Here is an 18,764-nt window from a genome sequence, read left to right as displayed (position 1 = left end):
CCGGGGCCTTTTGCATTTGCAGCCACCGCCCACCGGCACTGCCGCACACCGGCCCTCTTCCCTTTTCCACCGGCAAGCCAATTTTCCTCTTGTCGAGGCGATTATTATGTATATACATTATATCCAACGAGAGGGGATCGGCTGATGAGTCAATTTTCGACCACCGCAAAGGCGTCCGGCATCTGGCGCAATCTCCGCCTTGCGACGTTGCGGCCCGATCAAGATGGCCTCGGCATGGTGGAAAAGGGCGCAGTGGCTGTCGTCGACGGGCGCATCGCTTTTACCGGCGCCGAGAGCGACCTTCCCGTCGATCTGTCCGGCACACTTGAAGCCACGGATTGCGAAGGCCGGGTGATGACCCCCGCTTTCATCGACTGCCACACTCACCTCGTCCACGGCGGCAACCGCGCTCGCGAGTTCCAGATGCGGCTCGAAGGTGCGTCCTATGAGGAGATCGCCCGCGCCGGCGGCGGTATCGTCTCCTCGGTCAAGGCAACCAATGCGCTCTCGGTCAACGCGCTCGTCGAAAGCGCCCTGCCGAGGCTCGATACCCTGCTTGCCGAAGGCGTTTCGACGGTCGAGATCAAGTCGGGCTATGGCCTGAACATCGACGCCGAACTGAACATGCTGCGCGCCGCGCGCAAGCTTGGCGAAAAGCGCCCGGTCCGGATCGTTACCAGCTATCTCGCAGCCCATGCGACCCCCGCCGACTACAAGGGCCGCCATAACGACTACATTTCCGATGTCGTGCTTCCGGGTCTCGACGCCGCCCATGCTGAGGGTCTGGTCGATGCTGTCGATGGCTTTTGCGAAGGCATCGCCTTTTCAATCGCCGAGATCGCCCGCGTCTTCGATCGTGCCAAGGCCCTCGGCATTCCCGTGAAGCTGCACGCCGAACAGCTTTCCAACCTCGGCGGCGCCAAGCTTGCCGCCTCCTACGGTGCATTGTCTGCGGACCATCTCGAATATCTCGATGCTGACGGCGCGCAGGCGATCGCCCGATCGGGCACCGTCGCCGTGTTGCTCCCCGGCGCGTTTTACGCGCTGCGCGAAAAGCAGCTGCCGCCGGTCGAAGCGCTGCGCGCGGCCGGAGCGCATATCGCCATCGCGACGGATTGCAATCCCGGCACCTCGCCGCTGACCTCGCTGCTCCTGACGATGAACATGTCAGCGACCTTCTTCCGGTTGACGATCGCTGAATGCCTCGCCGGCGTTACCCGCGAGGCCGCGCGTGCGCTTGGGCTTCTCGCCGAAACCGGCACAATCGAAGTCGGCAAGTCCGCCGACCTTGCACTCTGGAACATCGAGGATCCGGCCGAGCTCGTCTATCGCATCGGCTTCAATCCACTTCATCTACGCATCTTTAGGGGCGAAAGGACCGGTCTATGACCATCATTCTGCATCCGGGCTCGGTTCCGCTTGAGGATCTCGAGACCATCTATTGGACAGGCGAACCTGCTCGCCTGCATCCGTCGTTCGATGCCGGTATCGAGAAGGCAGCCAGGCGGATCGCCGAGATTGTCGCCGGCAATGCGCCTGTCTATGGCATCAACACCGGCTTCGGCAAACTGGCTTCGATCAAGATCGACAGCGCCGACGTCGCTACTCTGCAGCGCAATCTGATCCTGTCGCATTGCTGCGGCGTCGGTCAGCCGCTCGCCGAAAACATCGTCCGCCTGATCCTGTCGCTGAAGCTCGTTTCTCTCGGCCGCGGTGCATCCGGCGTGCGTCTCGAACTGGTCCGGTTGATCGAGGCGATGCTCGACAAGGGTGTGATCCCGGTCATCCCGGAAAAGGGCTCCGTCGGTGCATCCGGCGATCTTGCGCCGCTCGCACATATGGCCGCCGTCATGATGGGACACGGCGAGGCGTTCTTCGCAGGCGCTCGCATGTCCGGAGCTGAGGCCCTTGCCAAAGCCGGCCTGACGCCGGTCGTGCTTGCCGCAAAGGAAGGGCTGGCGCTGATCAACGGCACGCAGACCTCCACCGCGCTTGCGCTCGCCGGTCTCTTCCGCACCCACCGTGCCGCCCAGGCGGCCCTCATCACCGGCGCAATGTCGACCGATGCCGCGATGGGCTCGTCTGCCCCCTTCCATCCGGACATTCATACGCTTCGCGGCCATCAGGGGCAGATCGACACTGCCGCCGCCCTTCGTGCGCTACTCTCAGGCTCCGCCATTCGCGAAAGCCATATCGAAGGCGACGAGCGGGTGCAGGACCCCTATTGCATTCGCTGCCAGCCGCAGGTGGATGGAGCCTGCCTCGACCTGTTGCGCTCGGTTGCGCGCGTGCTCGAAATCGAGGCGAATGCCGTTACCGACAATCCGCTTGTCCTTTCCGACAATTCCGTCGTCTCCGGCGGCAATTTCCACGCAGAGCCGGTAGCGTTTGCCGCCGACCAGATCGCGCTTGCCGTCTGCGAGATCGGCGCTATCTCACAGCGCCGCATTGCCCTTCTTGTCGACCCGGCTTTGTCCTACGGACTGCCGGCTTTTCTCGCCAAGAAGCCGGGCCTCAACTCCGGCCTGATGATCGCCGAGGTGACGTCGGCGGCGTTGATGTCTGAGAACAAGCAGCTTTCGCACCCGGCCTCGGTCGACTCCACGCCGACATCGGCCAATCAGGAAGACCATGTGTCGATGGCCTGCCACGGCGCGCGCCGCCTGTTGCAGATGACCGACAACCTGTTTTCGATCATCGGCATCGAGGCGCTGACGGCCGTTCAGGGCGTCGAGTTCCGCGCGCCATTGGCGACAAGCCCCGAGCTTCGAAAAGCCGCCGCAGCACTGCGTGCAGTTTCGCCGACAATCGAAGAGGACCGCTACCTCGCAGACGACCTGCAGGCCGCCGGCGAACTGATCGCATCCGGCACGCTGAATGCAGCGATTTCCGTCGGCATTCTACCAAAACTGGAGGCTTGAGATGAGCGTCTTCGAAGTTCGCCAGGGAACCTCGCCAGTCATCCTCGGCTTTCCGCACACCGGCACGGATGTGTCCGCTGAAATCTGGCAGCGCCTCAACGATACCGGTCGCCTGCTTGCGGACACCGATTGGCACATTCACAAGCTCTACGAGGGCCTGCTGCCTGATGTCACCGTCGTGCGCGCCACCTTCCACCGCTACGTGATCGATGCCAATCGCGATCCGGAAAACGTCAGTCTCTATCCCGGACAGAACACCACCGGGCTCATTCCGGAGACCGATTTCGACGGGTTGCCGATCTGGAAGGACGGCGAGGCGCCAACAGAGGTCGACACGGCAGCGCGCCTGCGCCAATTCCACGCGCCTTATCACGCCGCATTTCTGGCCGAGATCGAACGGGTGAAGGCTATCCACGGCATCGCCATCGTCTACGACTGCCATTCCATCCGCTCGCATATCCCGTTCCTGTTCGACGGCAAGCTGCCGGACCTGAATATCGGCACGGACATGGGCCGGACCTGTGCGCCTGAAATCGAGAAGGCTGCCGTCGATATCGCTGCTTTGGCAGATGGTTACACGAGCATTCTCAACGGTCGCTTCAAGGGCGGCTGGACCACCCGCCACTACGGGCGGCCGGAAACCGGTGTGCACGCTATCCAGATGGAACTGGCACAATCGACCCATCTTGCCGCGGAGGAGCCGCCTTTTGCGCTCGACGCCGGCAAGGCGCAGCGTCTGCGCGTGCCCCTTCGGGCCATTCTTCAACGCATCGAGAATACCGCATTCGACCTTAAAACGCTGACAGGGAGCGAGGCATGACCATGAACAATCCGCGCCACAATATTCGCGACGTGCGCGCCCCACAGGGCACCACGCTCAACGCCAAGAGCTGGATGACCGAAGCGCCGCTGCGCATGCTGATGAACAACCTCGACCCGAACGTCGCGGAAAACCCGCACGAACTGGTGGTCTATGGCGGCATCGGCCGCGCCGCCCGCACCTGGGCGGACTTCGACAAGATCGTCGAAACACTGAAGGACCTCAACGAGGACGAGACGCTGCTGGTGCAATCCGGCAAGCCGGTCGGCGTCTTCCGCACCCATAAGGATGCGCCGCGCGTCCTGATCGCCAACTCCAACCTGGTGCCGCATTGGGCAACCTGGGACCACTTCAACGAGCTGGATAAGAAGGGTCTGGCGATGTACGGCCAGATGACGGCCGGCTCTTGGATCTATATCGGCACGCAGGGCATCGTTCAGGGCACCTACGAAACCTTCGTCGAGGCCGGCCGCCAGCATTATGGCGGCAGCCTGAAGGGCAAATGGGTTCTGACCGGCGGTCTCGGCGGCATGGGCGGCGCGCAGCCTCTGGCAGCCGTTATGGCCGGCGCATCCTGCCTTGCCGTCGAGTGTAACCCTGATTCGATCGACTTCCGCCTGCGCACCCGCTACGTCGACGAAAAAGCGGAAACGCTCGACGAGGCGATGGAAATGATCGCCCGCTGGACCAAGAACGGCGAAGCCAAGTCCGTCGGCCTGCTCGGCAACACCGCCGAGATCCTTCCGGAAATGGTTCGCCGCGGCATCCGCCCCGACATGGTCACCGACCAGACCTCCGCACACGATCCGGTCAACGGCTATTTGCCCAAGGGCTGGACCATGGCCGAATGGAAGGCAAAGCGTGAAAGCGATCCTAAGGCTGTCGAGAAGGCCGCGCGCGCCTCGATGCGCGAGCATGTCGAAGCGATGATCGCCTTCCAGGACATGGGCATTCCGACCTTCGACTACGGTAACAACATCCGCCAGGTCGCCAAGGAAGAAGGCCTCGAAAACGCCTTCGCCTTCCCCGGTTTCGTGCCGGCCTATATCCGCCCGCTCTTTTGCCGCGGCATCGGTCCGTTCCGCTGGGCGGCCCTCTCGGGTGATCCGGAAGACATCTACAAGACGGATGCCAAGGTCAAGGAACTGACCCCCGGCAACACGCACCTGCACAACTGGCTCGACATGGCGCGTGAGCGCATCTCGTTCCAGGGTCTGCCGGCGCGCATCTGCTGGGTCGGTCTCGGCGATCGCCATCGCCTCGGCCTCGCCTTCAACGAGATGGTCAGAAACGGCGAGCTCAAGGCCCCCGTCGTCATCGGGCGTGACCACCTCGACTCCGGGTCGGTCGCCTCGCCGAACCGCGAAACGGAAGCGATGAAGGACGGGTCGGACGCCGTCTCCGACTGGCCGCTGCTGAACGCCTTGCTGAACACCGCCTCCGGCGCCACCTGGGTGTCGCTGCACCATGGCGGCGGCGTCGGCATGGGCTTCTCGCAGCATTCGGGCGTCGTCATCTGCGCCGATGGCACGGATGACGCCGCCAAGCGACTTGAGCGTGTCCTCTGGAACGACCCGGCGACCGGCGTCATGCGCCACGCCGACGCGGGCTACGATATCGCGCTTGATTGCGCCAAGGACAAAGGCCTACGCCTGCCGGGCATTCTCGGCAACTGATAAACAGCAAGGGGCGCCTGCAAGGCGCCCTTTTTCTATGGCATGAGATGAGGTTCCACCCGTATCTTACGGGAATTTCTGCGTTTTACGACGCCACCTTGTCGCTCCTGCGGCATCCGTCGAGCACCAGCAAAAGCACTAACCCGGCAAATCCGGCCACGCCGCCAAGCAGGGCCGTGCCGGAGTAATTGCTGATGCGCGTCCCAAGAGCGAAAAATCCGGCGCAAAGCCCGCCGCTCAGGAAGATGTTCACCGCAATCAGCGAACTCCCCAGCCCCGGCCGGTCGGCGATCAACTCCTGAAGATAGCTGATCGGGATGGTGATCAGCGCGGCCGCGCCGAAGGCGCTGATCAGGCTCAGCGCGTAGATGTGCCACGTGGCTGAAGAAAAGCCGAGCAACACCATGTAGCCAATATAAATGACCGTCCCGAGCGCCAGCGCTTTGAACGGAGCAAGGTCCATCTGGATGCGCGCCCAGACGAGGATGAAGACGACCTCGAGAAAGGCGACGATGCCGACGATGATGCCGATATCGGTGACGCTTCCGCCGATCTCGTCGGTCATGATCAGCGGCAGCACGGCGCCATTGATGTGCAGCGTCGAGGTGATCGTCGCGACCGCTATCACGCGCAGGAAGATGCGCGGTGCCATGATCTCTCGAAAAGACGTCCAGTAGGAAAGCCGCTTGCCCAGTGCCGGATCAGCGCCGCCTTCATTGGGCAGGGAAAAGAAGACTATCAGCAGATTGATGGCACAGCCGAGGCAAGCGAGCAAATAGGCGGGAAGCATGCTGTCTCCGCCGGCGAGCGCAAAGCCGACCAATCCGGGCACGAGCACCCAGGCGAGCGAAATGGCGGCTCGCGCTCCCGTTGTCAGCGAGGCTGCGTCATGGCCGCTCATCCGACGGGCGATGCTGCGCACATTGGCAAAGAGCAGCGTATAGACTGCGCCGTAGATCGGCAGCAGCAACAGCACGCTGACGACGAAACTCGTCTGGTGCGGCATCACATAGACAATCCCGTAACCGACGACGCCGAACAGGATGGCCACCGACATCAGCACGCGATAATTGCCGATGCGATCGGCAAGGATACCGATGGAAACGCTGACGATGACGTTCACCGTCGCAGCAACCAGGATCAGGAGCGAGTAGCGCCCGTCACTCAGGCCCAGTTCGTTGATGCCGACCACGGATTGATACGGCGACGTCGCCGCACCGGCGAAACCGAACAGGAAGATTGCCAGCATGCTGACCCGCATGGCCGGGTTGCGCATGGCGCTGAAAAGCGTGGAGGTCATAATGATGCACGTCCGCGAAGGAGGCGATTTCAGAGGAGGAGCTTGGCGTCGGCGGAGCGCCGGCGGTTGTATTATGGGAAACCGCTTACACCGATTCCGACCAGCGCGCCGAGAGTTTTGCCTCAGGCGAAAACTCGAATTTCTGATCGAAGGGAAAGACGGGGCGCTGGCGGTGCAGGCTCGCGAGATTGGCTATGTCCTGATTGACGACGCCATCGGTCAACGCCATCAGGTTGGGATTGGCGATCGGCGCCAGTTCCGGTGAGAGATAGCCTGACTTGACCACCAGCAGCCGGACGTTTCTGGGGTCTAGCCCGAGGCGGCTGAAATCAGCGATATTGTGGTAGGGCCGGCGCCGCGCCGAAAGTACAACGTCGATCGCACCGGCACGCACGACCGCCTGGCGCTCGTTTTCCGGACCGGGATCATCAAGCCGCACGACTTCCACCAGCATCTCCGCCACCGGGCCTGCCGGGTCGAGGCTGGCGCCAATCTTCAGCATCAGGCTTTCGCCGACGCCGGCAGCAAAGCATGCACCGACGGCCGGACGATCGGCGATGCCGGCGATGAGCGCGCCGCGCCACCCCCGTGCAAGCAGAGCCTTTAGCACATCCGCCCTGTCACCGACGCCACCCCCGGTCGGGTTGTCGCCGGAATCGGCAAGGATGATCGGCGTGGTCGTCGCCTTTTCGGCGATGTCGAGCATGGCGTCGAGGGCGCCAGTCACCGGACCGAAGCGGAAGTTGCGACGTTCCGCCCAGTATGCCGCCGCGATATCGGCGGCCGCCTGCTTGGCCGTGGCCCGGTCTGTCGCGGTAATCACGGCACAAGCCGTTGCACGCGGCTCGTCGGCCCAGACATAACCGACCATCAGGTTGGCATCGAGCACGCCCGGCCGCCCATCGATATCGGGCAACTGCCGATAGAGGCTCTTGGCCGGTTCATCCTCGGTCGAGGTGCATTCCCCCGGCAGCAATACGGGGATCTTTGCCCAGGCGAGCCCCGGGCGGGTGCCGCTGCGCAGCGCCGAAATCAGCATCGTCCAGGCGCGGACCATCGTTTCACGCGTGTCGATGTGCGGCGCCGTGCGATAGCCGGCAAAGATGTCGATCTGGTCGATGATGCGCTGGCTGACATTGCCGTGCAGATCATAGCTGGTGGCGATCGGGCAGTCCGGCCCGACCACGGCTCTCGCAGCCGAGATCCAGTCCCCCTCGGCGTCCTCCATACCGTCGACCTTGATCGCGCCGTGCATGGCAAGATACAGCCCATCGATCGGCAGCATCTGCTGCAATCGCTCGAGAAACTCCGCCTTGAACGCATCATAGGTCGGCCGGGAAACCGGCCCGCCCGGCACGGCCCGGGCATGCAGCAGCGGCAGATGTTCGACGCCCTCGGCGTCGAGGAAATCGAAATATTCCGCCTGGAGCAGATCGGCTCCGCGCAGGACCCGGAAATCTTCGCTCGCCATCAGCACCGGCGAATAGGTGCTGCACTCCGTGTGAATACCGCCAACGGCAATGCGCATGAAAGCTCCTGTCACAACTCGGGGCTCAAGGGGGCAATCGCGGCAAAGCGCTGCCAGTCCTTGGCGGTTCGCGGGGTCCATGCGGCTTCGGCAATGGCACACAGCCTCGGGAAGACGAGGTGGTTGAAATAGCCACGTGACAGGAAGTGTTCCGACCAGATGCAGGCCTGCACGCCCTTCATGCGCACCTTCAGCTCGTCCGGAAACTCGCCTTCGGCCTCGTAGCCGTATGTATGCGCTGGCGTTGCCGTCCCGGCCCAGCTCGCGCCCGGCTCCTGCCAGGCATCCGCCTGCGCCATGTCGAGATAATAGGCCTGGCCGGGCGTCATAACGACATCGTAACCTTCACGCGCAAGCTCGATACCGACCTCCGGCCGCTCCCAGGCCATCAGAAGCGTGCCCTCGGTCGAAACGCCGCCGCCATGGGCAACCTCGTTCCAGCCGGCCAGCTTGCGGCCGCGGGCGGTCAGCATCTGCTTGACCTTCTTCAGGAAGAAGGACTGCAAGGCGAAGGTGCCGGAAAGACCCTCCTTCTCCATCAGTTTCTTCGCCAGCGGCGAAGCAAGCCAGGAACCGTTGGCAACCTCGTCGCCACCGATATGGATGTACAGGCTCGGGAACAGCTCGACAATTTCGTCAAGCACCCTCTCGAGGAAAACATAGGTAAAGTCGATCGCCGGATTGAGCGCATTGTTCGGGTAACCCTGAACCGAATGATAGCTCTCCGGCGCCTCCTGACCATCAGCCAGATCAGGCAGAGCAACGAGCGTGGCGGTGCTGTGGCCGGGAATGTCGATCTCCGGAACGATCTCGACATGAAGCGCTGCGGCTTGCGCGACCAGGGCTTTCACATCGTCCTGGCTGTAGAACCCGCCGATCGGCTCAGCGCCATTTCCGAGCTGAGGCAGCAGCGGCTCGTCCGGGCCACGCAAGACCCCGATCGTCGTCAATGTCGGAAACGCCTTGATCTCCAGCCGCCAGGCCTCGTCGTCGGTCAGATGCCAATGGAAGATGTTGAGCTTGAACCAGGCAAGAATATCGATGAGGCGGGAAATGTCCGACGTCGGATAAAATTGCCGCGAGACGTCGAGATGACAGCCGCGCCAGCCGTAACGCGGCGCATCAGAAATCGTGCCCTGTGCTGGAAACCGGAATTTTTCAGGATGCGTGCGGGCGCCGTTCAGCAACTGCGCCAGGGTCGTCAGCGCATATTGCCGACCTGCCGCACCGCCATAGGCAAGGCGGATCTCCTTGGTCGAGAACACCAGTTCGTAGGCTTCCGGTGCTAGTGCTGCATTCTTCGAAAAGATAATCGCCCGACCTTGACCGGAGGCAACCAGACTGAGCGGAGCATGCCCCTCCGAAAACAGCCGGTGAAAGAGCGCGAGCACGCTGGCGACAGCTGCCACGTCGGCGGGCGCCGTCATCGGTGCGGGGTAAAGCACGACGGGAAAGCTGTCTCCGGCCCAAGCGTCAACGTGCGCAGGCCACGGCTGCATCGAAAATGGCAGATCGAGTTTGCCCTCCGGCAAGCGAGGCGGCGGAGGTTCGCTGGCGGCATTTTCCAGAAGCAGATCGGAGACGGCGACCGGCACATGCTCGCCGTCAGAAAGCGACAGATAGGCAGATTTCGCGCCGTCGGTGCAGTGCTTCGCCTGTCGGTGCAGGCCACTCACCGTAAACGTCCAGCTTTCGCCGGGGGCAAGCGTCAATCCTGCGGGCGGCGCGAATTCATGAAAATTGGCGTTGCGGCGCAGGAAAATGGCGTTGTCGCAGGCCTCCGGCACGATCACGCGCGTCAGCGACGTATAGACCAGACGGAAGCCCGTGAGCGGTGCTTGCGAGAAATTGAAGAGCGTGAAGGTGAACCGGCCAAATGCGCCGCCGTCAGGCTGCCAGGACGCTTCGAGACGATAGGAAACGGGCGCCATGATCTTCCTCCCAGAAGTCTTTCGGTCAGTAGTGGTTTGATTGTGAGAAGGTTCGCGCCAGTTCGGCCTGACCGGCGGTCAGACCGCAATCGACCGGCAGGCACACGCCTGTTATCGCGGCGGCAAGTGGCCCTGCGAGGAAGTGCACGGCGTTGGCGACATCTTCAGGATTGACGATGCGCTGCAGCGGATACCAGCGGCGCGCTTCCTCGAAGACCTCAGGATTGGCGGCGGCACGCACCTCCCATGCCTGTGTTCTGACCGTGCCCGGCGCAACCGCGTTGGAGCGAATGCCGAACTTGCCGTATTCCACGGCAATGAGGCGCGTCAGATGCAGGAGCCCGGCCTTGGCAACGCTGTAGGCGGGATGGCCGAAGACGTTCATGCCATTGACGGAGGCGATATTGATCACCGAGCCGCGGCTCTCCTTCAGCATGTCTTCCACCGCACGGAAGCACAAAAAGGCCGCTTCAAGGTTCAGCGCATTATCCATTCGCCAGATGTCAGGTGTCGTGTCGTGCAGGCTGACAGCGCGCGCAGCGCCGGCATTGTTGACGAGCGTGCGCACGATCCCATGCTCGCCCGCCGTCACGGCCAGTTTCCCGGCGCTTTCGGCATCCGTGACATCACAAGCGACAGGCACGAAGCGCTTGCCGTCGCCCAGCGCCTGCACCGCCTTCTCGGCAGCTCCACTGTCGATGTCGGCAAGCAGGACAACATCATGATCCTCGCCCAGGCGCCTGGCGATTGCGCGGCCGATATCGCCGGCTGCGCCGGTGACGATGGCGACGGACTGCCTCATGCGGGAACCTTTCGCGGCACTTCAGTCTCCCATCAACTGGCGATCGTCACCGTCGCGGTGGGTCACCAGTTGTTGTTTGATGCGCCGAAGTGTGACCGTCGCCTGCGGCTGAACCCGGTAGGCAACGAGACTTGAGAGGATATCGAGCAGCGCCAGATAGGCGATGCGGGTGGAGGTCGGGCGGTAGATGTTGTTGCCCTCGGGCAGATCGACGGGAACCGTGATGGTCGCGGCAGCCGCGACCGGACTGTTGCTCTGGGTGAGCGCAATCGTCGGCACCTTGAGCTCGCGCGCCAGTGTGAAGGCGCGCACGAGCTCGGCGTTCCGACCGGAGAAAGATGAGCCGATCAGCACATCGCTCGGACGAGCAGCGGCCGCCATCATCAGTTGCATGCTGTGATCCGAACTGGCGGTAACGCGCAGGCCGTAGCGGAAGAGCCGGTTCTGGAGCTCGCTCGCAATCATCGAGGAATTGCCGCCCGAGCCGAAGGCATAGATCATTTCGGCGGTTGCGATGCGCTCGACGGCCTGCTCGATCGCCGCCAGGTCAAGCGAACGATGCAGCAGGAACAACGCGTTTTGCGCCTTGGTGATGATGTCCTGGGCGACATCTGCGGTTTCGCGACTCTTTGGTTCCGGCTTCAGGTAGCGCATACCGATATAGGCGGTGCGCGCCAATTGCACCTTGAAGTCGGAGAAGCTGTCGCAGCCGAGCCGCCGACAGAAGCGGGTGACCGTGGGCGGAGAGACATCGGCCTTGCCGGCCAGCTCGATGATCGATGCATTCACCGCGAACTCGAAGTCGTTCAGGAGAATATCGGCTATGCGGTTCTCCGATTGCGAGAGCCGGCCCTTTTCTTCCTGAAGTGTCGCGAAAATATCCATCGGCTGCTGATGTCCTTGGGGCCTATCAGCCTTCCTTCGGCTTGTAGGCGATGCAGTCGATCTCGACCTTGCAATCAACCATCATCGCCGACTGGACACAGGCCCTGGCCGGCGGATGCGCGCCGAAATACTCCTGATAGATCTTGTTGAAAGTCCAGAAATCACGCGGATCGTCGAGCCAGACGCCGCAACGCACCACGTGCTCGGTACCGTATCCGGCCTCTTCCAGAATGGCCAGAAGATTGGCGATCGCCTTGTGCGTCTGAGGGATGATACCGCCCTCGATGATCTCGCCTTTTTCCATGGCGACCTGGCCGGAAACGTGCAGCCACCCATCCGCTTCCACCGCGCGCGCAAAGGGTAATGGCTTACCGCCCGCACCGACTTGTTCAGTGCCATACCGTTTGATGGTCATGTGTGCCTTCGTGCAAATTATTTTCTTTGATCGTTGACAAGTGACCATAGAAAGCTGAATTTGACCAGAGAAAAACACCATTCATGAAAAGAATTTCAATCCAGGGCGAAAACATGCGGGATCCCTTCCTCAATCCGTTCCCCTCTTCCGACACCGTGCGCCATGCCATCTGGGAGATGCTGGTTCCGCGCGATATCGATGCTTTTCTTTCGGCCGACTGGCAGATGGTCGCCGGCGATTTTGTCGAAGACGGCTTCATTGGTATCGATGGTCGTCGCGAGACCAATCCCGACAATTGGCGCCTCACCTTTCCCTCGCTTTCGGCCTATCGCGACGAGTGGCTGCGCCAGGCGAAAGACTTCGCTGGCCTTTCCTTCGCGGAGGACACACGCGCGGCGATCTTCACGACGACGACGCTTGAGGATATCGAGGTCAACGGCGACTTCGCGCTCGCGCGCAAGAAATTCGATGGCGGCCTGAAGAAGTCGGACGGCAGCTTCGACGTGATGAAGTGGCAGACGGTCTATTATTGCCGACGGCACGAGGGACGCTGGAAGATCTCCGGTTTCACCGGCTACCTGCCGAACCCCATGGGACCGGCTTAAAAAAGCGACGCACGAGAAAAGGCAACAGCATTGCGGATCTTTACAGCAGCGCTCGCGACGGAAACCAATACCTTCTCCCCCATCTGCATAGATCGCCGCGCCTTCGAGGCGTCGCTCTATGCGCCGCCGGGCGAGCATCCGGAGACGCCGACGCTCTGTACGGCGCCGATCACGGTCGGCCGCCGCGTTGCCGCAGAAAAAGGCTGGACGCTGATCGAAGGCACAGCCACCTGGGCGGATCCGGCCGGCCTCGTCAACCGACAGACCTATGAGAGCCTGCGCGACGAAATCCTCGACCAACTGCGCGCCGCACTGCCTGTTGATGCCGTCGTCATGGGACTGCACGGCGCGATGGTAGCTGCCGGCTACGAGGATACCGAAGGCGACCTTCTGACCCGCATTCGCGAGATCGTCGGTCCTGATGTTCTCGTCTGCGCCGAGTTGGACCCGCACAGCCACCTCACCCAGAAGCGCGTTTCAGCGTCGGATTTCTTCGTCTATTTCAAGGAGTTCCCGCACACCGACTTCGTCGACCGTGCCGAGGATCTCTGGCGGATCGCCATTGATGCACTGGAAGGCCGCGTGACCCCTGTGATGTCCGTGTTCGACTGCCGCATGATCGACGTCTACCCGACATCGCGAGAGCCGATGCGCTCCTTCGTCGACAAGCTGATGCGTATCGAGTTGGACGATCCAGACGTCCTGTCACTGTCGATGGTGCACGGCTTCATGGCCGGCGATGTTCCGGAAATGGGGACCAAGGTGCTTGCCGTGACAAACGGCAAACCGGAGAAAGGCGAGGCGCTTGCACGGGAACTCGGGCTCGAACTTTTTTCCAAACGCGGTACCTTCATCATGCCGCAGATCGACGAGAAGCAGGCTGTCGCCGAGGCGATGGCCGCGACAGAAGGCCCGGTCGTCATCGCGGATGTCTGGGACAATCCCGGCGGCGGAACTGCGGGCGACGCGACGGTGCTGCTCGAGGAACTGTTGGCAAAGGGTGCTACCAATGCCGCCGTCGGAACGATCTGGGATCCGATGGCCGTGCAGATCTGCATGGCCGCCGGCGAAGGCGCGGAAATCCCGTTGCGCTTTGGCGCCAAGTCGGCGCCGGGGACGGGCAATCCGGTCGACGGCATCGTCAAAGTGGTCAAGCTGGTCCGCGACGCCGAAATGCAGTTCGGCGAGAGTTTTGCCCCCTTCGGCGATGCAGCCCTCATCTCCTATCGCGGCATCGACATCATCCTGAATTCGACGCGGGCGCAAAGCTTCGATCCGAGCCTCTTCTCGGTGATGGGCGTCGACCCGCAGGCAAAGAGCATTCTGGTCATCAAGTCGACCAACCACTTCTACGCCTCGTTCTCGAAGATCGCCGCGCAGATCCTCTATTGCTCGGCCGGCACCCCCTACCCGAACAATCCCGCCAAGACCGCCTATCTGCGTGCACCCAGCAATATCTGGCCGAAGGTTGCCGATCCGCATGGTCTTGAAAAGGGAGCGGCCTGAACCGAGGCAAGTTTACGCGGCCAATTCACTGACGCGGCCAATCGGCAGATAACGCAACGATCTGGTCCATCCCGTCACCAATGACAAAACGGCCGCTGTCCTGTTAAAGGACGGCGGCCGTTCTTTTCTTCGCGAGGCTCCGCTCAGGCCGCAGCCGGGTCGAGCAAGCCCATGTCGATTTCGGTGAGTTCCACACACCGCTCGAGCGCGATGCCCGCCTCGTCGAACAGGTGGCAATCGGCGGCACGAATGCCGGTCAGCACCTGTTCCTCGGGTCGGATTGCCACCGTGCCCGGCAGCATCGCGCAGTAGTTCTCTCCTTCGCCGCTAATGGCGGCATAGGCCACGGTGTGGGCGCCGAGGCGCTCGATCACCGTTGGCGTGATGGTCAGCGACAGGTCGCCGGCGCCGAGCAGAATGTGCTCGGGCCGGACGCCCAGCGTCAATGTCCGCCCGACGAGGCCGTCGTGCGGTTTGACCGGAACGAAAATCGTCTGTCCCTTGTAATCGACCTCCACACCGGCATCGCTGACGCCTTTGCAGGTGACCGGCAGGAAGTTCATCTTCGGATTGCCGATGAAGCCGGCGACGAAGATGTTTGCAGGCTTGTGGTAAAGTTCGAGCGGCGCGCCTGTCTGGGCGATTTCACCGGCATTGAGCACGACGATCCGGTCCGCCATCGTCATCGCTTCGACCTGGTCGTGCGTGACGTAGATCATCGTGGCGCGCAATTGCCGATGCAGCTTCGCCAGTTCAATGCGCATGTCGGCGCGCAGCGCCGCATCGAGGTTCGAGAGCGGCTCGTCGAACAGAAAGATCTTCGGTTCGCGTACGATCGCCCGGCCGATGGCCACCCGCTGGCGCTGGCCGCCGGACAGCATTCCCGGCTTTTGCTGCAGCCGCTGGTCGAGATGGAGAATGCGCGCCGCGTGCTCCACCTTGGCCTTCAGTTTCTCTTCCGGCATCTTCTCCACGCGAAGCGGAAAGGCGATGTTCTCGAAGACGCTCATGTGCGGGTAGAGCGCATAGGACTGGAAGACCATGGCGATCCCGCGCTTGACCGGCGGCAGGTCGTTGACGCGCTTGCCATCGATCAGGATGTCCCCCGAGCTGGTCTCGTCGAGACCGGCTATCATCCTGAGCAATGTCGACTTGCCGCAACCGGACGGTCCGACGAAAACGACGAACTCACCGTTTTTGACTTCGAGTTCGATGCCCTTCAGCACCTCGAATGTCCCGTAGAATTTCTGAATCCTGTTGAGATTGAGCTGTCCCAAGAAACTGTCTCCGGCCGCCGGCTGGAAGCGGCCCGTTCGTAGCGAAGTGGTCAGGGCCGCGAACTGGAGATCCGCGGCCCGATGATCTTACTTGTACTCTTCGAGTTCGGCAGCCGCCTTCTTCAAGGCATCGGCGGGCTCGGCCTTGCCGGTCACGACCGATTGGACCATCGCGATGATGACGTTCTGGAAGCCCTTGTAGTCGGTGAAGAGAGGCTCCGGACCACCGAAGGCGATGCCGTCGATGAACGGCTTCCAGTAGGGATCCTTCTTGACGAACTCATCGACCATCGGCGACGGGCGAAGCGGCGTCAGGCCGGCGGCGCCCTGCAGTTCATATTCACCTTGCGGACCGGGCGAGGTGATGAACTTGGCAAACTCGATCGCCTTCTCCTCCACGCCAGAGCCCTTGAAGACCGCCAGGCTGTCGGTAATGAGCAGCGTGCCCTCGCCCTTGGCCGAGGGGCCGAGCGGAAGCGGTGCGACACCCCAATTGACCTTGGTTTCCTTCAGGCGCACGGCGGCGCCAGAGCCCCCTTGGATCATGCCTACCTTGCCATCGAGGAAGATGGCGCGAACCTCGTTCTGTTCGTAGGCGGTCGCCCCTTCGACGGAATAGGGCGTGATGTCCTTGTAGGCCTGAAGCGCAGCAAGCACTTCCGGGCTGTCGATGACGACCTTGTCGCCGTCGATCACCTTGCCGTTGTTGGTGTACACCCAGTGCATGAACTGGTGCATCGTGTTGTCGAAGGTCTTGGCCGGAAGGCCGTAACCGGCGATACCCGTCTTTTCCTTGATCGCCTTGGCAAACTCGATCTCTTCGGCCCAGGTCTTCGGCGGCGTCTCCGGATCAAGACCAGCCTGCTTGAACAGGTCCTTGTTCCAATAGAGCGCCTTGGTCGAAAACGCGATCGGAACGCCCCACTGGTTATCGTCGAAGGTCACCGTATCGACGATGTTGGGGTAGTAGCTCTTCTTTTCCTCGTCCGTCATCGGGACGGGAACGATGAGGTCGTTCTGGGCGAACTCCTTCAGCGTGCGCGAGCCGACATAGGCCATGGCGACCGGCGTGCCCGCAGCCGCAAGCGTCGTCGCCTTATCCTGGCATTGGGCCCAGCCGACGACTTCCGGCGTGACTTTCCAGCCTGGATTCTTTTCCTCCCACTGCTTGATGTATTTCGCGTGAACCGCATCCATGGTGTCGCCGCAATAGATCCAGCTGATCTCCTGGTCGGCCGCCTGGACGGTGACGGCGCCAAGCGCGGTCGAACCGAGTAGCGCCAGGGCGAGTACCCCTGTCTTGAATTGAATTGACACGTTGCAAGCTCCCGTTCTCTGGTGGTTGGTTGGTCTTATTGTTTCACCGCGCCTGCGGTCAGCCCGCTGACGAGATACCGTTGTAGGAGAAAGATCACGACGACTGCCGGCGCGATGCCGACGAAGCTCGCCGCCATGAGTTCGTTCCAGATCACCTCTTGGCGACCGAAATAGGCAAAGAGCCCGACCGGCAGCGGCATGTATTCGGTCTTGGAATTGAAGGTCAGGGCGTAGATGAACTGCTGGGCATAGGCACCGATGAAGGTGGTGATCGCCACCACGGTGATGCCCGGCATGGCGATCGGCAGGATCACCCGGCGCAGCGTATAGAAATGGCTTGCTCCATCGACAAAAGCCGCTTCGTCCAGCTCGCGCGGAATGCGCATCATGTAGGTGCGCAACAGCCAGATCGCCGACGGGATCAGGAAGGCGACGCCCGGCATGATCATGGCGAGGTAGGTGTTGAGCACGCCGAAGCTGCGCATCAGCCGGAAGAGCGGAATGAGCAGCACCGCGCCGGAGAACATATTGACGGCGAGGAACGCGCCGAGCAATGCACCGCTGCCGCGGAAGTTGAAGCGGGCAAAAGCATAGGCGGCCGGAATGACCAGCAGCAGCACGATGGCCGTGACGATGGTGGAGATAAAGAAGGAATTGAAGATGTATCGGGCAAAGCCGGGCACGCTCTCCCACATGGTCCGGTAGGCCGCGAATGACCCGTTTTCCGGCCAGAACTTGTAGGGCGATGAAAAAAGCAGCCCCAGCGGCTTCAGCGACACCAGAAAGCCTTCGACGAACGGTGCCAGAATGAAACCCAGGAATGCAAAGATCCCGGCATAGATGGCGACGAGTTCGTACCAGCGATAGCGGTTGATCATGGCAGGCTGGCTCATTTCTGTTCCCCCGCTGAGAGACGGCTGGTCACCCGGAAATAGGCAAAGCAGAAGATCGACAGGAAGATGCAGATCAGCACGGCACGTGCGGCGCCCTCCCCGTATTTCTTCGATCCGATGGCGGTGCGATAGGTATCGATGATCATCGTGGTGGTCTCGCCGTTGGGGCCGCCCTGGGTGAGGATCCAGATGATATCGAAGGAGTTGAAGGTCGCGATCAGCGACAACATCGACATGGTGATCAGCGACGGAATGAGCAGTGGCAGTGTGATACGCCGGAAGCGATAGAAGCGCCCTGCCCCATCCGTCCAGGCAGCCTCATAGAGATCCTGCGGGATAGCCTGCATCGCAGCCAGCATGTAGAGCGTGACCAGCGGCACGCCGATCCATACGTCGGTGACGATCGTCGCCCAGAACGCCGTCTCGCCGCGCGCGAGGAAGGCGATCGGACCGTCGATGAGTCCCCAGTTCTGCAGCACGCCGGAAATCATGCCGAACTGGCCGTTATACATCCAGCCCCACATGAAGATGCCGATGGCCATCGGCACGATCCACGGCGGCATGGTGAGCAGGCGGAAGAGCGCCCGGCCGGGCACGGCGGCGTTCAGCATGGTCGCGCCGAAGACACCGATGATCATTTTGATCGAAACCGAGAAGAAGGTCCAAATGAAGGTGCGGAAGATGACCTCGGCGAAGGTCTCGTTGAAGATCTTGTCGTAGTTCGCCCAGCCGACCCATTTCGTCGTCTTCTTCAGCGATGCGTCGGTGAACGACAGGATGAAGGTATCGACAAGCGGATAGGCGACGATGACCGTGACGTAGAGCACGGCGGGTAAGAGCAGGATCCAGGCGAAGATGATCGTGCTGCGTTGAACACTCATCCCGCTT

At 61.9% G+C, this 18,764-nt stretch carries 16 protein-coding genes; 6 read left to right on the top strand and 10 right to left on the bottom strand.

The window, feature by feature from the left end; all coding sequences use genetic code 11:
• Positions 1 to 144 precede the first annotated feature (144 nt).
• From hutI to hutU, 4 genes are read left to right on the top strand one after another with little or no spacing between them, the layout of a single operon-like run.
• Positions 145 to 1,389: an imidazolonepropionase gene (hutI, locus tag ABIE33_RS28765; protein ID WP_429131405.1), complete on the top strand. Its 1,245-nt coding sequence runs from the start codon at positions 145 to 147 to the stop codon at positions 1,387 to 1,389.
• Positions 1,386 to 2,921 carry a histidine ammonia-lyase gene (gene hutH / locus ABIE33_RS28760; protein WP_429131403.1) on the top strand — a complete coding sequence of 512 codons (1,536 nt, stop codon included), beginning with the start codon at positions 1,386 to 1,388 and terminating at the stop codon, positions 2,919 to 2,921. The genes hutI and hutH overlap by 4 nt, the downstream gene beginning before the upstream one ends.
• A 1-nt stretch (position 2,922) precedes the next feature.
• A complete protein-coding gene (hutG, locus tag ABIE33_RS28755) occupies positions 2,923 to 3,741 on the top strand; it encodes an N-formylglutamate deformylase (protein ID WP_429131402.1) in 819 nt (272 codons plus the stop codon).
• A gap of 2 nt (positions 3,742 to 3,743) precedes the next feature.
• A complete protein-coding gene (gene hutU, locus ABIE33_RS28750; RefSeq protein ID WP_057218298.1) occupies positions 3,744 to 5,417 on the top strand; it encodes a urocanate hydratase in 1,674 nt (557 codons plus the stop codon).
• Positions 5,418 to 5,502: 85 nt separating this feature from the next.
• On the opposite strand, the gene ABIE33_RS28745 is transcribed toward hutU, so the two are convergent.
• The 6 genes from ABIE33_RS28745 to ABIE33_RS28720 form a co-directional block, all read right to left on the bottom strand.
• Positions 5,503 to 6,717 (bottom strand): MFS transporter, encoded by a 1,215-nt coding sequence (locus tag ABIE33_RS28745; RefSeq protein ID WP_429131400.1) that lies wholly within the window; start codon positions 6,715 to 6,717, stop codon positions 5,503 to 5,505.
• Positions 6,718 to 6,802: 85 nt separating this feature from the next.
• Positions 6,803 to 8,245, bottom strand: coding sequence for a M81 family metallopeptidase (locus ABIE33_RS28740; protein WP_429131398.1), 1,443 nt, complete (start codon positions 8,243 to 8,245; stop codon positions 6,803 to 6,805).
• Positions 8,246 to 8,256: 11 nt separating this feature from the next.
• Positions 8,257 to 10,176, bottom strand: a complete 1,920-nt coding sequence (locus tag ABIE33_RS28735) for a beta-N-acetylhexosaminidase (protein WP_429131397.1) — start codon at positions 10,174 to 10,176, stop codon at positions 8,257 to 8,259.
• Between the two features lie 25 nt (positions 10,177 to 10,201).
• A complete protein-coding gene (locus ABIE33_RS28730) occupies positions 10,202 to 10,978 on the bottom strand; it encodes an SDR family oxidoreductase (RefSeq protein ID WP_429131394.1) in 777 nt (258 codons plus the stop codon).
• 21 nt (positions 10,979 to 10,999) lie between these two features.
• Positions 11,000 to 11,863 carry a MurR/RpiR family transcriptional regulator gene (locus tag ABIE33_RS28725; RefSeq protein ID WP_429131392.1) on the bottom strand — a complete coding sequence of 288 codons (864 nt, stop codon included), beginning with the start codon at positions 11,861 to 11,863 and terminating at the stop codon, positions 11,000 to 11,002.
• 25 nt (positions 11,864 to 11,888) lie between these two features.
• Positions 11,889 to 12,278 carry a RidA family protein gene (locus ABIE33_RS28720; RefSeq protein WP_173423000.1) on the bottom strand — a complete coding sequence of 130 codons (390 nt, stop codon included), beginning with the start codon at positions 12,276 to 12,278 and terminating at the stop codon, positions 11,889 to 11,891.
• A 113-nt stretch (positions 12,279 to 12,391) separates the two neighbouring features.
• Between ABIE33_RS28720 and ABIE33_RS28715 the strand changes: the two genes are divergently transcribed.
• Both ABIE33_RS28715 and ABIE33_RS28710 read left to right on the top strand, forming a co-directional pair.
• Positions 12,392 to 12,883: a hypothetical protein gene (locus tag ABIE33_RS28715; protein WP_429131495.1), complete on the top strand. Its 492-nt coding sequence runs from the start codon at positions 12,392 to 12,394 to the stop codon at positions 12,881 to 12,883.
• 30 nt (positions 12,884 to 12,913) lie between these two features.
• Positions 12,914 to 14,389, top strand: a complete 1,476-nt coding sequence (locus ABIE33_RS28710) for a M81 family metallopeptidase (RefSeq protein WP_429131389.1) — start codon at positions 12,914 to 12,916, stop codon at positions 14,387 to 14,389.
• Positions 14,390 to 14,532: 143 nt separating this feature from the next.
• Here the strand turns inward: ABIE33_RS28710 and ABIE33_RS28705 are convergent, their stop codons facing one another.
• From ABIE33_RS28705 to ABIE33_RS28690, 4 genes are all read right to left on the bottom strand, one after another.
• Positions 14,533 to 15,666: an ABC transporter ATP-binding protein gene (locus ABIE33_RS28705; protein WP_429131386.1), complete on the bottom strand. Its 1,134-nt coding sequence runs from the start codon at positions 15,664 to 15,666 to the stop codon at positions 14,533 to 14,535.
• A gap of 87 nt (positions 15,667 to 15,753) precedes the next feature.
• On the bottom strand, positions 15,754 to 16,983 hold the full coding sequence (locus ABIE33_RS28700; protein WP_429131383.1) for an ABC transporter substrate-binding protein: 1,230 nt from the start codon (positions 16,981 to 16,983) through the stop codon (positions 15,754 to 15,756).
• A 35-nt stretch (positions 16,984 to 17,018) separates the two neighbouring features.
• Complete coding sequence (locus ABIE33_RS28695; RefSeq protein WP_429131380.1) at positions 17,019 to 17,876, bottom strand: carbohydrate ABC transporter permease; 858 nt, start codon at positions 17,874 to 17,876, stop codon at positions 17,019 to 17,021.
• Entirely contained in the window at positions 17,873 to 18,757 is an 885-nt protein-coding gene (locus ABIE33_RS28690) for a carbohydrate ABC transporter permease (RefSeq protein WP_429131378.1), read from the bottom strand. Before ABIE33_RS28690 ends, ABIE33_RS28695 begins: the two co-directional genes overlap by 4 nt.
• Between the last annotated feature and the right edge of the window lie 7 nt (positions 18,758 to 18,764).

It is taken from the genome of Ensifer sp. 4252 (assembly GCF_050434565.1).
Lineage (GTDB): Bacteria > Pseudomonadota > Alphaproteobacteria > Rhizobiales > Rhizobiaceae > Ensifer.
This window is presented reverse-complemented; position numbering and strand designations above follow the sequence as displayed.